The organism is Lysinibacillus sp. NPDC098008 (assembly GCF_044760715.1).
In the GTDB taxonomy this organism is placed as follows: Bacteria; Bacillota; Bacilli; order Bacillales_A; family Planococcaceae; genus Lysinibacillus.
In genome coordinates this window covers 56,616-71,292 of the sequence record NZ_JBIWBA010000008.1, presented here as the reverse complement: position 1 = coordinate 71,292, position 14,677 = coordinate 56,616, and the positions used below count along the sequence as shown (strand labels likewise).

General features: G+C 37.9%; 9 protein-coding genes and 1 pseudogene. 8 read left to right on the top strand and 2 right to left on the bottom strand.

What is annotated here, in order from left to right; genetic code table 11:
• Positions 1–23: 23 nt before the first annotated feature.
• The 3 genes from ACIQVU_RS09695 (at position 24) to ACIQVU_RS09685 (ending at position 4,624) form a co-directional block, all read left to right on the top strand.
• On the top strand, positions 24–1,196 hold the full coding sequence (locus ACIQVU_RS09695; RefSeq protein ID WP_340804102.1) for a saccharopine dehydrogenase family protein: 1,173 nt from the start codon (positions 24–26) through the stop codon (positions 1,194–1,196).
• Between the two features lie 9 nt (positions 1,197–1,205).
• Positions 1,206–2,399: an acyl-CoA dehydrogenase family protein gene (locus ACIQVU_RS09690; RefSeq protein ID WP_340804103.1), complete on the top strand. Its 1,194-nt coding sequence runs from the start codon at positions 1,206–1,208 to the stop codon at positions 2,397–2,399.
• Between the two features lie 122 nt (positions 2,400–2,521).
• The gene (locus ACIQVU_RS09685) at positions 2,522–4,624 is read left to right on the top strand and encodes a beta-propeller domain-containing protein (protein ID WP_340804105.1); all 2,103 of its coding nucleotides are present in this window, start codon (positions 2,522–2,524) and stop codon (positions 4,622–4,624) included.
• A 269-nt stretch (positions 4,625–4,893) separates the two neighbouring features.
• Here the strand turns inward: ACIQVU_RS09685 and ACIQVU_RS09680 are convergent, their stop codons facing one another.
• The gene (locus tag ACIQVU_RS09680) at positions 4,894–6,303 is read right to left on the bottom strand and encodes a polysaccharide deacetylase family protein (RefSeq protein WP_402895208.1); all 1,410 of its coding nucleotides are present in this window, start codon (positions 6,301–6,303) and stop codon (positions 4,894–4,896) included.
• 341 nt (positions 6,304–6,644) lie between these two features.
• On the opposite strand from ACIQVU_RS09680, the gene ACIQVU_RS09675 reads away from it, so the two are divergent.
• Positions 6,645–7,397 (top strand): threonine/serine exporter family protein, encoded by a 753-nt coding sequence (locus tag ACIQVU_RS09675; RefSeq protein WP_340804108.1) that lies wholly within the window; start codon positions 6,645–6,647, stop codon positions 7,395–7,397.
• Positions 7,398–7,418: 21 nt separating this feature from the next.
• On the top strand, positions 7,419–7,886 hold the full coding sequence (locus ACIQVU_RS09670; protein WP_340808509.1) for a threonine/serine exporter family protein: 468 nt from the start codon (positions 7,419–7,421) through the stop codon (positions 7,884–7,886).
• Between the two features lie 49 nt (positions 7,887–7,935).
• Here ACIQVU_RS09670 and ACIQVU_RS09665 read toward each other — a convergent pair whose 3' ends face one another.
• Entirely contained in the window at positions 7,936–9,945 is a 2,010-nt protein-coding gene (locus ACIQVU_RS09665; protein ID WP_340804109.1) for an EAL domain-containing protein, read from the bottom strand.
• A gap of 187 nt (positions 9,946–10,132) precedes the next feature.
• On the opposite strand from ACIQVU_RS09665, the pseudogene ACIQVU_RS09660 reads away from it, so the two are divergent.
• From ACIQVU_RS09660 to ACIQVU_RS09650, 3 genes and pseudogenes are all read left to right on the top strand, one after another.
• Positions 10,133–11,026 (top strand): annotated as a pseudogene (locus ACIQVU_RS09660) (DMT family transporter).
• A gap of 40 nt (positions 11,027–11,066) precedes the next feature.
• Entirely contained in the window at positions 11,067–12,788 is a 1,722-nt protein-coding gene (locus tag ACIQVU_RS09655; protein ID WP_340804110.1) for an ABC transporter ATP-binding protein, read from the top strand.
• Positions 12,788–14,620 (top strand): ABC transporter ATP-binding protein, encoded by a 1,833-nt coding sequence (locus ACIQVU_RS09650; protein WP_402895205.1) that lies wholly within the window; start codon positions 12,788–12,790, stop codon positions 14,618–14,620. Before ACIQVU_RS09655 ends, ACIQVU_RS09650 begins: the two co-directional genes overlap by 1 nt.
• Positions 14,621–14,677 lie beyond the last annotated feature (57 nt).

Genomic DNA, 14,677 nt, shown 5'->3' with positions numbered 1-14,677 from the left:
ATCAGCGAAAGGGGATGTTCTTGATGAAAGTTGTTGTATTAGGTGCAGGTTTAATGGGGAAAGAGGTAGCTCGTGATTTAGTAAAAAATGATGAAGTGAAGCGTGTATTTTTAGGTGATATTGATGTCAAAGTGACACAGGAATTTGTGGATACATTAGGCACAGATAAGATTGAAGTTGTGGAGCTTCATGCAGAAAATGATGATTCATTAATGGAAGTTATCTCAAAAGGAAATGTTGTTGTTAATGCGCTGTTCTACTCCTTCAATGAGCGAGTAGCAAGAGCAGCAATTGAAGCAGGCGTACATTCCGTAGATTTAGGTGGACATATCGGTGGTGTGACGGAAAAAATATTAGAGCTTCATGAGGAAGCAAAGGCAAAAGGTGTCACAATTATTCCTGATCTAGGTGTTGCACCAGGTATGGTTAATATTCTAACAGGCTACGGCGCATCTAAATTAGATAATGTTGAATCTATTAAACTATTTGTAGGTGGTATTCCAACTGAACCTAAACCACCTCTTCACTATACACGCGTATTTTCTTTAGATGGTGTTTTCGATCATTATACAGAGCCATCTAAAATCATTCAGAAAGGCAAACTTGAAGAAGTTCCATCCCTATCAGGCATTGAGCCAATTTATTTTGACGAGTTTGGTGTGCTGGAGGCATTTTATACATCTGGAGGTATCTCCACATTGTATAAGACATTCCCAAATGTCCGCACATTAGAATATAAAACCATTCGCTATAAGGGGCATGCAGAGAAATTCAAGCTATTAGCTGATTTGGGCTTCCTTGATACTACAAATACAGTAGAAGTGGAGCAGCAAGAAGTGCCTGTTCGTGCAGTAGTTCGTGAAGCACTGAAAAAGAAACTTGAGTTAGGGACAAAGCCAGATGCTGTACTACTACGTGTTATTGTAGCTGGTGAAAAAGCTGAGCAACAAGTGACATATGAATATGAAATGGTTGTGCGCAAGGATATGACAATTAATGAAACAGCGATGGCACGTGCTACTGCCAACACGGTTTCTGTTGTTGCACAAATGATTGGTGCGGGTGTCATTACAGAGCGTGGTGTATTTGCACCTGAGTCAATCGTACCAGGTGATATGTATATTGAAGAAATGGCAAAACGTGGTGTGGTGATTAAGGAAACATCTCATAAGTCTGCAATGATTGTGAAATGGTAGGTGCTGACCATGAATTTTGAAATGTCCACTGAGCAGGAAATGCTGCGAAAAACAGTTAGACAGTTTGTGGATGATGAAATTATTCCATACATCGCAAAATGGGATGCTGAAGGTGGCTTTGATGCTAAAATTTGGTCAAGACTTGCAGAGCTAGGCTTAATGGGCGTTTGTGTACCAGAACGATATGGTGGCAGTGGAATGGATTATAATGCACTTGCTATTGTATGTGAGGAGCTTGAAAGAGGGGATACAGCGTTTCGTACAGCTGTATCCGTCCATACAGGCTTGAATAGTATGACCTTAATGCAATGGGGTACTGAGGAACAGAAGCAGCAGTATCTTGTCCCTCAAGCTAAGGGTGTTCGGATTGGTGCATTTGGCTTAACGGAGCCAGGAGCAGGCTCTGATGTAGCGGCTATGTCTTCAACTGCTGTTCGTGATGGTGACCATTATATTATCAATGGACAAAAAACATGGATTTCCCTATGTGATATTGCTGATCATTTTCTAATTTTTGCGTATACAGATAAATCTAAAAAGCATTATGGTATTAGTGCATTTATTGTAGAACGTTCCATGGCTGGCTTTTCCTCAAAGGCTATTAAAGGAAAGTACGGTATTCGCGCAGGTAATACGGGTGAGCTCTTTTTTGAGGACCTACGTGTACCTGTGAAAAATCGCCTTGGTGAGGAAGGGGAAGGCTTTAAAATTGCTATGTCTGCGCTTGATAATGGACGTTTTACAGTAGCAGCAGGTGCTGTAGGCTTGATTCAAGCATGCATAGAGGCTAGCGTAAAATATTGTCATGAGCGCGAAACATTTGGCAAGCCTATTGGAGAACATCAGCTTGTTGGACAAATGATTGCAAATATGGAAGCTGGTTATCAAATGAGCCGACTTCTTGTATATCGTGTTGGTGAATTAAAAAACAAGGGTGTTCGTAACACGAGAGAAACCTCTTTAGCAAAATGGCAGGCTTGTAATTTTGCCAATAAAGCTGCGGATGACGCAGTACAAATTCATGGTGCATATGGATATTCAGATGAATATCCAGTAGCTCGATATTTACGCAACTCTAAAGCGCCTGTAATTTATGAAGGCACTCGTGAGATTCATACAATTATGCAGGCTGATTATGTGCTAGGAAGACGTCATGATAAGCCACTAACAAAAATGCTGCCAAAGTGGCCATTTGAAGAATAAACGAGGGGGATTTTTATTCCCTCTCGTTTTTTGTATACAGTAAAAAAATTTCAGAAAAATGTAACTTTCGCACTCATTGGTAGTCTAATTGATAAACAAGTATATGAAGGTGAGGGAAAATCATGAAAAATAAATGGTTAGCTATTCTGTTGATCATTGTGTTAGCAATAGTGCCAGGCATTTTTACATGGGCTGTCACAACAGATGTTACAGCAAAAGCTGCTAACACAAGTATGGCTGCAAAGGATTGGCGAGTATCCTTTTCAGTAGCTTTAAAGAAAAATAAAATTATAGAAGATTATGTTTATGTCACAACAGATAAGGGCAAAAAAGTATCTGCGACAATTGAGCTGCTGGAAGATCAGAAAACATTAGTTGTCAAAAATACGAAGCCGGGTAAATATCAATTACACGTAAAAAAAGAGGCATTTGCTCAAGGTGGCCTTAAGATCACCTCACAAGTTATTCCGTTTACAATTATCGAAACATTAACAGCGGTAAAATCTGAACAAGAGCTAGAGCAATATTTTAAACAGCTACTAACAAATAGAAAACATGAAGTGCAGTTGGAACGGGAAGAAAGTTCCCCCATGGAAAGTAGAGAAGATAAAGCAACTGCAAATAGCGAATCTTCTACAAACAATCAGGTAGAGGGTGTTGAAGAAGGCGATATTGTTGTTGTCAAAGATGGCTATATTTATGCCATTAAAGATCAAGGCATTACTGTTGTTAATGCAAAAGACCCGAACAATTTAAAATTAGTGAAAACAATTAAATTTAAAGAAAATCAGTATATAACGAAGCTTGCATTGTACAACAACTTATTAATCGCTATTGGGGATGAGTATATCCAAAAAGAAGGCACAAGCATGGTGAAGGCCTCTCTTTATGATATTACAAATCCAGAAAAGCCAAAGCATATACGTGATATCGGGCAAGAGGGGTACTTACAAGATATTCGTATTACAAATGATACATTGTATTTAATTGGAAGTATGCAGCCGAATTATTGGCTATTGCAAGAAGAAAAAGCAGTAGATTTAAAACCAAGAACTTTTGATAGTGCAGAAGGCAAAGCGTTTAAAAGTCTTCCTTTAGAGAAAATCTCCATTTTACCAAATACAATGGAGGACACATACAGCTTAATTACAGCAATTGATTTAAAAAATGGTGGGAAGGCGACTGTTAATACAAAGGGTTATTTAGGTGGTAGTAGTGGGCTGTATATGTCAGAGAATGCACTATATTTAACAGCTCCAATTTATGAAGAAAATACTGTTTCTCCTGCAAATGGACGTATGACAGATATGATATGGATTCCACGAGCAGCAGATACGCAAATTTTTAAATGGTTTGTAGACGGTACAGCATTGGACTTTGCTGGAAGCGCTGAGGTAAAGGGTACAGTGTTAAATCAATATTCTATGGATGAGTATAAAGGAAACTTCCGTATTTTCACGACAGAGGGTAATACATGGGATGAGAAAAGTACATCACGTAACCATCTCTTTATTTTAGATGAGCATTTACAGCAGATTGGTGCGGTGAAGGACTTAGCACCCGGGGAAAGAATCTATTCCGCTCGCTTTATGGAGGAAAAAGCGTATGTGGTAACATTTAAGCAGGTGGACCCACTGTTTGTTATTGACGTAGCAAATCCAAATAAGCCAACAGTATTAGGGGAGTTGAAAATTCCTGGCTTTAGTAATTACCTACATCCATTAGATGATACGCATTTAATTGGTATTGGCTATGATACAGAGCAACGCTATGATGCATATTCGAAGCGTAATTTTACGGTGACAACAAATATGAAAATGTCACTGTTTGATGTTTCAGATTTCAAAAATCCAAAGGAGCAGTCAACCGTAAAAATTGGAGGAAAGGGCTCGTATTCTGAGGTACAGCACAATCCCAAGGCTCTCTTCCGAAACGCGGAATATAGCTATTTCGGCTTCCCAGTCGTGCTGTATGAGGCAGGTCAGAATGATAATATTATTTACAAAGGTCAGGGTGCTCAAATTTATGAAATTACAGCTAATAAGGGTATCACATTAAAAGGAAATCTTATTAATGCCTCTACTGGTGAACAGTATGAAAATTGGGAGCAGACAGTACAACGAGTTGTTTATAGCAACGATACCCTTTATACAATAGCGCGTAACGAGATTAAGAGCTACCAGCTAAAAGACTTTAAACCTCTTGACACATTAACAATTAAATAAAAAGAAAAGTCCGATGAATTTTTTGAACTGTTCTTGTCAAGTAGACAACGGACATAATAAAAATTGTATTAAACGGCTTGAGCCCTGAATTTTAAAGGACTCAAGCCGTTTAATCGTATAGATGGATCAACATGCGATATATTTTAGGTTAATAATATGTATTGAAAGCTGTATGGCTGTTAGCTTTGCTCCATCAAAAATGCTCCCCTTGGATAAACAGATTTTATGCTGTATCTGTCTACCGAATAGGGAGCAATGGGACTTTTCAATTATTGACGATATGGTAAAATCTCTGAAACTGTCACAAATTCATAGCCTTGCTCTTGTAAATAAGCAAGTGCAGCATCAAGACCATCCGCAGTTGATTGGTGAATGTCATGCATTAAGACAATTGCATTATTGTGTAAATTATTTTTTATATTTGGTAATAGCTGTTGTGCATTGCGATGTTTCCAGTCTAAAGTATCAATTGTCCATAGCACGACAGGTATAGGAATTTCCGCATTAATGGCATCATTCGTTGCCCCATATGGCGGTCTAAAAACAGTCGCTCCTTGATGAATCGCCTTTTCTATTTCAGCCGCTGTAGCATTATATTCCTTCATGACTTGCTCTTGTGTTAACTTTGTTAAGACAGGATGGTTCCATGTATGATTGCCTACCTCATGACCACGTGCAAGGACATCATTGGCAATATCAGGGTAGTATTGTACACGACTACCGAGCATAAAGAAGGTTGCTTTTGCGTGATATTTATCAAGAATATTTAAAATTTGCTCAGTCACCTTAGGATGTGGGCCATCATCAAAAGTGAGGGCAATACGTTTTTTATTGGGATCAGCAGTAGGTGCTGGGGTTGTTGGCTGAACGTTTTCCATAGCAATTTGAAAATCAGAGGCTAACAACGGATTAATCAATGAAAGAGGTAGCTTAACAATTGGTGCACCAGCTGCTCCGCTTGCAATCTCATATTCGTCAAAATAAAATTGCAGCGCATCATCTACAATAGCAAAGCGCTCAAAATTAGACCATTTTGGCTCAGTCGCTTTCAGTAGCTCTTCATCCAATAGTTCATCCTTTATTTGGAGATTTTTTTGCAAATCTTTTCGCACATTTGCCGCTAATGTGGATAAATTATTTTCATCATTTTGCAGTAATGTTTGAATAGAAATTTGCTCTCCTGTTTCATTGTTAATAAAGAACGTTTTCATTGAAACTTCGTGATTTGCTCCACCTAAGTACAGCATTTTTGTTAGCACAAAGGAATAGTAATGCTCTCGATATGGGAACGTTTCAAAGCTAATATTTAACTCACCCATAGCTTCTTTATCTTTATTTTTTTTCATAGACGCTAGATAGTTTTCTTTTGAATCCGATATGTATTGTAATACGACATCATTAAACGCATCATTATCTGTTTGCGGGTAGTGAATAGCAAAAGGTGTACGTTTATCATTCGAAACATCTGTCACAATTCGTATTCCTGGAAATGCAGAGCCTTCTGTTGATAAATTACTATTAACCGATTCAGTATCGGCTTCCTCTGAGGCATTAATTTTTTGAAACTTGAATTCATCCTTTGATAGGATAATAACAAGGATAACCGTTGTTAATGAAACAATAAGGCCAAGTAATAAGAAGTCTATTATTGGGCCGCGTCTTCTTCTGCGCTCCTGCATGGTGTTGGATACGCTCCCCTCTTTTTATTTTCTATACAATCAGACGTGTTAAACATTGAAAAAGTTATACAAAGTGAAAAACTTTTTATGTGAATTTATAAAAATTATTCCAAATAGGATAATATACCTCTATTGCGGTAGTTGCAATTGATAATGTAAATAGTAATCTTTATTTCTACCTCTACTACTAAATAACGAGAGCAAAGCCAACTTATCTTTTTTGCAGGGAGTGCTTCAACTCAACTATAATTGATAGAAAGAAAGCTAAATTTGCAGTTGAGTTTTTATCGGCAGTTCGATACTATTGGCAAGAAACCTTTTGAAGGAGGCAGATAGCTGTAATGGTCTTACAAGAAGCGGATAATGAACTTACGATTGACTGTTTGTTGCTTGCAGGGCGTATTATGATTGAAGGTGGTGCAGAAACATATCGTGTAGAAGATACGATGTTGCGGATGGCTAAATCTCAAAATATGACAGATGCACAATGTTATGCCACACCAACCGGAATCATTTTTTCATTAGGCAAGACACAGCCAACGAGAATTACATCGATTTCTAAAAGGGTTACAGATTTACAAAAAATAGCCTTGGTAAATTCAGTATCTCGAAGACTTACATCTCACATGATAACATTAGAAGAGGCTTATGACGAGTTAAAGTCGATACAAAAAACAAATTATTTTTTACCAACTTATTTACAAGTTATAGCAGCGGCTTTAGCAAGTGGCTGTTTCCTTATTATGTTTCAGGGAGAGTGGTCAGATTTTCCTATAGCTTGTTTAGCAGGTGGGTTAGGCTTCCTTATGCTTATTATTACGAACCATTTAACAAAGGTAAAATTTTTCTCAGAATTTACAGCCTCTCTTGTGATTGGCTTGATTGCTTTCTTTGCGGAAAAATACGGCTATAGCACAGAGATTGATAAAATTATTATTAGTTCTGTGATGCCTCTTGTACCAGGTATTTTAATTACAAATGCAGTGCGTGATTTAATGGCAGGTCATTTTATGTCAGGGATGGCAAAGGGAGCAGAGGCATTTTTAACAGCCTTTGCAATCGGTGCAGCCATTGCTGTTACGCTAGGATTTTAGGAGGCGGACAATATAGATATGATGGATATTATGACACAAATCATTGTTAGCTTCTTTGCAACTGCCGGCATTGCGATTATTTTTAATGTACCTCGAAAAACATTACTTCATTGTGGGCTTGTTGGCGTGATTGGCTGGATTATTTATTATGTTTTAACAGAGCGAGGAATGGATATTGTAAATGCTTCTTTCTTCGGTTCATTTGTCATTGCTATTGTGGCGCATTTATATGCTCGCCGTTTTAAAATACCAATGATTATTTTTATAGTAGGTGGCATTATTCCATTAGTGCCAGGGGGTATGGCTTATAATGCTATGCGTAATGTTGTAGAGGATGATTATCTACAAGGCTTACAATATGGCTTAAAGGCATTTTTGATTACAGGTGCCATTGTGATGGGGCTTGTTTTTGCGGAGGTATTTACACAGCTTATTGTTCGTTCTATCCGCCTCAGCAAAGCAAAACTACAGGGTGTTTATAAAAAATAACATAAAGAGGGCTACGTTCGGCATAATGAACGTAGCCTTATGTTTATTTTTATACAAGTAATGTATCGATTTCCTCTGGTGTAACAGGCTTACTAATGTAAAAGCCTTGCATAGCATCACAGCCATAGGTAACTAAGAGGTCGGCTTGTTCAGCTGTTTCAACACCTTCAGCGACAACTTTTAAGCCCATTGATTTTCCTAGCTGTACCATACCATGTATCAGCTTTTGGGTCTTTTCAGACTTTAAGAGTGAATTTGTAAAGGTTTGGTCGATTTTTAATGTGTTTATTGGCAAAAATTGCATATATTTAAAAGAACCATAGCCTGTGCCAAAATCATCTAACACAAAGGTAATACCTTCATTTTCAAGCTTCCGCATTTGTTGAATAATTGAAGTTGCTGCCTCAGCCTCAAGGGCAAATTTCTCTGTAATTTCAATTTGTAGCAGATTTGCTGGACAGCCCGTTTTTGCTAGCATATCAAGAATGGACTTTGCCATATTTTTATCTCTAAATTCGCGTACAGATGAGTTAATAGATACTTTAAAATCATGACCAGCTTTTTTCCAAATCAATGCTTGCTCACAAGTCTTTTCTAGCATAAAGGACCCTATATTATTAATAAGCCCTGTTTCTTCAGCGATAGGAATTAGCTCATCAGGTGACACAACACCAATTATTTCATCTTCCCAACGAACAAGTGCTTCAACAGCTATAATACGACCTGAGGCAATATCAATTTGTGGCTGATAAAACACCTTTAAATTCCTTTGGTCAAGTGCTTGCAGCAAACGTTTTTCAATTAGAGCTTTACGATTTAAAGCTTTATGTGTTGCAGTTGACAGTGACACAATTTTATTGCCACCAGCCTCACGTACTGTTGAAATTGTCGCAATGGACGCTTTCATAAGCTGAGAAAATGTTGTTTGATCTTCAGGATATCTTGTGATCCCCCCGCTAATTGAAATTGGAACAGCGATATTGCCATTATAAATAGGATGCTGCTGTAGGTAAGATAAAAAGCCTTGAATAAACCATTCACTTAAAGGCGTAATGACAACAAAATCGTTTTCATTAATGCGAGCCATTGTACTATCTTGGAAATACATTTGAATACGGTTTGTAAATTCAGTAATAAGACTTTGATTAATTTGTTGGTCGTGTAATTCTTTCAATGTATAAAATTTATCAATACTTAAATATACAAAAGAAAAATGGCGTTCTTCTTCTACCATAGTAGCAATGACCTTTTCAAGTCGATGTGCATTCATCAAGCCTGTTTCTGTATCAATATAAGCGATTTTCTCCAGTTGCTGCTGGATTTTTTTTGATTTTGTAATATCCTTTTCAATTAACATAAATTGTTGCTCATTTGTTGCGAAATTAAAGGTTGGGATAGCTGTTAGCAATACCCAATAGGATTGTCCTGTTTTTGTAATTTTTTCAACTTCGCCTTGCCATGGTTGATCGTTGTTTAAATGACGCCAAATCGTATTTGTTACCTTTTCATTATCAGGGAAAAGCTGCCAAAACGTTTTGCCGATAACGCGCTTTGGTGTCCATTGGCTTGTTTTTAAAAATTCACTATTACACTCTAAGATAAATCCATCATGATCAAGCGTCACTGTCATAAATGTAGTATCGATTCCTTGCTTTAGGTCAACAAAGGTACTGCTATTAGAGATGGCTGTTACCATTAGCTCTGGCAGCATAAAAATAAGAAGAATAAAACGTTCATCTTGTTCTACAAAAGGCTTAGCTAGCAGTGCTGTTGTAATTTCTTTGTTTGTATATGTGCTTACTTGAATATTGTCTATATACGTACTGTCCTCATTGTGTAAAATTGCATGAAATGTTTCCAATGGAAGCTGACGTAGTAGATTTTCACGTATGAATGGAGTAGTATTTCCTGTAATATCATTAGCTGAAAAACCAATCAGATGTTCAGCATGCTTTCCCCAAATAATTGCTTGTCCATCTTGATTTATGATAATTGCAGGAAAAGGAAGTGAATTTAGATAATGTTCATCAATCGTAAATGATTTATGCATATGACTCATGATTATTCGATCTCCTTGGGTAATCAATATATACTATTATTATAGATAATTATCGGGAATTAGTCATTATGAATATATTTGTAAATATTTGATAGTAAAAAATATTTAGGACTTTTCTAACGAGTTGTAGGAAAGGACCTAAAGAAAAATAATAGTTTTTAGTATGTATATAGGAAGCAGGCTTGATATGAAACGTTTAAAAGGAATCATCTTTATTGTCGTAGGTGCTATGCTATGGGGAGCAACAGGGCCTCTTATGGAATGGTTGCTCAACCATACACCATTGACAGTTTCCTTTTTGTTAACAATCCGTTTATCGGTTGCAGGTATTGTATTACTTACATATTTATTGTTAACAGGAAAAAATATTTTTGGTATTTGGCAGCACAAGTTATGGGGAAGACAGCTAATTATTTTTAGTGTTGCAGGCATGCTAGGCGTACAATTTTCTTTTGTAGCAGCCATTAATGCGAGTAATGCTATATTAGCAACCTTACTCCAGTTTCTAGCGCCAATATTTGTTGTGATTTATGTTTCTCTTAGTTTAAAGAAATGGCCACCAAAATATCAAGTGTTAGGTATTATTGGCACACTTGTTGGACTATTTCTATTACTAACGAACGCTTCAATTGATGGGTTCCTTATTAGTCCAAAAGCCTTGTTGTGGGGACTAGCTGTTGGCTTAACATTTGCATTTTACACATTATATCCTGCACGCTTAATGAAGGAATGGGATGTACTGTTAGTCGTTGGATGGGGGATGCTAGTAGGTGGCGTGGTATTAGGTATAGCAAGCCGTATATGGCAGGCTAATCAATGGGTAGTTTTGCTGGATATTCAGATTGTTATGCTAATTATTGTATTAATCTTTTTTGGTACGGTTGCCTTTATTTTATTTTTAAGTAGTATGAAGTATATTTAGGCAGTCGAAACGAGTGTTCTATCCAGTATTGAACCATTAACAGCGATGATTATTTCAGTAATGGTTTTCGGTACTTCTTTAGGTCTTTGGCAGTTTATTGGTGTATTTGTAATGCTTATTTGTGTAACATGGCTGTCAATCGCTGGAGAAAAGGCATAAGTTCATGATCTTTAAATTTTTTAAATAGGGAGGAAAGAATGTGAAAGAAATTTTTTCCTATGTAAAGCCATATAAATGGACAGCTATTTTTGCGCTATGTTTAATGCTTGTGGAATTATTTGTAGAGCTTGTACAGCCACTTATTATGGCAAAAATCATTGATGAAGGCGTACGGGCTCAAAATCAGGGCATGATTGTACAATGGGGGGCTGCTTTACTTGCCTTATCATTACTTGCTTTTATGGCAGGGATTATTAATTCATATTTTTCATCCCATACAGCTCAAAGCTTTTCCTATGATTTACGAAATGCCATGTTTGATAAGATTCAATCCTTTACATTAGCAACCTATCAAAAGTTTTCAACGGCATCTTTAATTACAAGGCTAACAAATGATGTAACCCAAGTGCAAACTGTGCTATTTATGAGCTTACGTATTATGCTGCGTGCGCCACTTGCAGTTATCGGCAGCATTATAATGGCCTTTGTTGTAAATGCAAAATTAGCCTTATTTTTAGTGATAGGCGCACCAATTATATTTATTTTTCTTGTTTTTATGGTAGCAAAGGGTGTGTCTTACTTTGGGCGTGTGCAGAAGAGGGTGGATCGATTAAATAGAGTGCTTCAGGAGAATTTACAGGCGATACGCTTAGTAAAAGCCTATTTACGAGGAACCTATGAAGCTGCCCGCTTTGATAAAGTTGCTGCCCGCTTAAAAATTGATACTGTTAAAGCTTTACGAACAATGGAATATATTATGCCTGTGCTTTTATTTATTATGAATATTAGCCTATTAGCCGTATTGTGGTTTGGCACAAAGCAAATTGCTGCAGGTACTACACCACTTGGCGATATTGTCGCTATCGTTAACTATGCAATGCGCATGACAGGTTCGTTTTCTATGTTTGCGTTTATTATTATCTTTTACGCTCGTGCAAAAGCTTCTGCAGAACGTATGGCAGAGGTGCTTTCAATGGAAAATGCAGTGGAGGATACAGCATTGTCGCAGGAGGCAGCTCATCCTACAAATTATGGAGAGCTAGCATTTGAACATGTTAGTTTTACATATCCAGAAGGAGATAAGCCTGTTCTGTCTAACATAAATTTTCGGGTGAAGTCAGGTGAAAAGCTGGCGATTATGGGTGCAACAGGTGCTGGTAAATCAACACTACTACAGCTTATTCCTCGTTTTTATGAGGTGACAGAGGGAAGAATATTGGTGGAGGGGCAAGATGTGAGGCAATGGGATTTACAAGAATTGCGAGAAATTATTGGCTATGTGCCTCAGCAATCATTATTGTTTACAGGTAGCATTGCAGATAATGTACGTTGGGGAGATACGCAGGCAAATATGGATGCGGTCCTTCAGGCAACAATGCAGGCACAAATACATGCTGCTGTTGAAGATTTTCCGCATGGCTATGACACTAAGGTTGGACAAAAGGGTGTTAATTTATCAGGTGGGCAAAAGCAAAGATTATCCATTGCTAGAGCACTGCTAAGAAAAGGGCATATTTTAATGCTTGATGATAGTACAAGTGCGTTAGATGTGAAAACGGAGCAGGCATTATGGGAGGCATTGAGTGAGGAAAGGGCAACGATGCTTGTTGTTACGCAAAAAATTCGCACAGCGAAAGGTGCAGACCGCATTTTATTAATTGACGCTGGTAAAGTAGTCGCGTATGGCACACATGAAGAGCTTTTACAAACGTCAACACTCTATAAAAAAATTGCAATCTCTCAACAGGAGGTGGAGGAATAATGGGATTTTTCCAGAAGCCTTTTGGCTATGAGCCAATTTTAACGAAAGAGGATTTGCGGCAGAGTGTGAAGAAAAAGAAAGGCCCTCGTGCAGCAAATTCGAAAAACACATTGCTACGATTATGGAAAATTGTTGATGAGCAACGAATGCTGTTAATGATCGTTCTTTTGCTTGTTTTACTTAGCTCCATATTAGCTTTACTAGGTCCCTACTTAATCGGTCAAATGATTGATCAATATGTGATGCATGGAGAGCTTACAGGCCTAGGCAAGGGCATTATCCTATTAGTTGGTATTTATGCGCTATTAGCCATTGCATTGTTTCTACAAAATTATTGGATGATTGGGATAGCACAGCAAACAATCTATCGGCTACGTACAAGTGTATTTGCTCATTTTCAGCGACTGCCAATTGCGTTTTTTGATCGCCGACAGCATGGAGAATTAATGAGCCGTATGACAAATGATATTGAAGCAGTTAGCTCTACATTAAATAGCTCGTTTATTCAGGTATTTTCAAGTGTATTAACACTTGGCGGAACCGTGATTATTATGCTAAGCCTAAGTCCATTATTAACAGTGCTTACAATGACCATTATTCCTGTGATGTTTTGGGCAATGCGTTGGATTACAAGGCGTACATCCCCATTGTTTAAAGAGCAACAAGCGGCAATGGGCGCTTTGAATGGCATGATAGAGGAAACAATTTCAGGACAGCGAATCGTTAAGGCTTTTTCACAAGAGGAACGTATGAAGGCAGAGTTTCGTGACAAAAGCTTGCGTTTAAAAAGAACGGGCTTTTGGGCGCAAACATACTCAGGCTATATTCCAAAGGTCATGAACTTTTTAAATAATATGAGCTTTACCATTGTTGCAGGTATAGGCGGCGTGCTTGCATTGTATGGGCATGTGTCAATAGGGGTTATTGTTATTTTCACGGAATATGCAAGGCAATTCACACGTCCATTAAATGATTTAGCAAATCAATTTAATACAGTGCTATCAGCTATTGCAGGTGCAGAGCGGGTATTTGCCTTACTTGATGAGCAGCCTGAAAAAGAAACGGCTTCTGTACAAAAGCATCAGCTTCTGGGGCAAGTGACATTTAAACATGTATATTTTAAATATGAGCAGGAAGAAGAAGCATACACATTAAAGGATGTTCATTTTAATGTGGAACCAGGTCAAACAGTCGCACTTGTTGGGGCAACTGGATCTGGTAAAACAACCATTTTACAGTTGCTTGCACGATTCTATGAGGTAACAAAGGGTGAAGTATTATTTGATGGGGTAAATGTTCAGCATATTGACCGTCAAGCACTGCGCTCACAAATGGCTTTTGTCTTACAAGACCCATTTTTATTTGAGGCGTCTGTGCGTGAAAACATACGCTATGGCCGGCTGGATGCAAGCGATACGGAAATAGAGGAAGCGGCTAAGCGTGCAAATGCACATGATTTTATTATGAAGCTGAAGGATGGCTACGATACGATTCTTGCTGCAGATGGGCGTGAAATTTCACAGGGGCAAAAGCAATTGCTTTCTATTGCAAGAGCGCTAATTGCCGATCCAAAAATTTTATTATTGGATGAGGCTACAAGCAGTATTGATACAGTAACAGAGATGGCAATTCAAGAGGCTCTTAATACATTAATGCAAGGTCGTACAAGTTTTGTCATTGCACACCGTTTAAATACTGTGCATAATGCCGATATAGTTCTTGTTATGCAAAAAGGAGAGCTGGTGGAAGCTGGCCCTCAGCTCAAACTAATCGAATCAGGCGGTCTTTATGCACAAATGTTGCAGTCCTCCAACCATCATCTTGAAGAATAAATACCAGAAGCTTCTTTATCGGGAGGGTGTGTCTTAACGTAACTTTATAGACACACC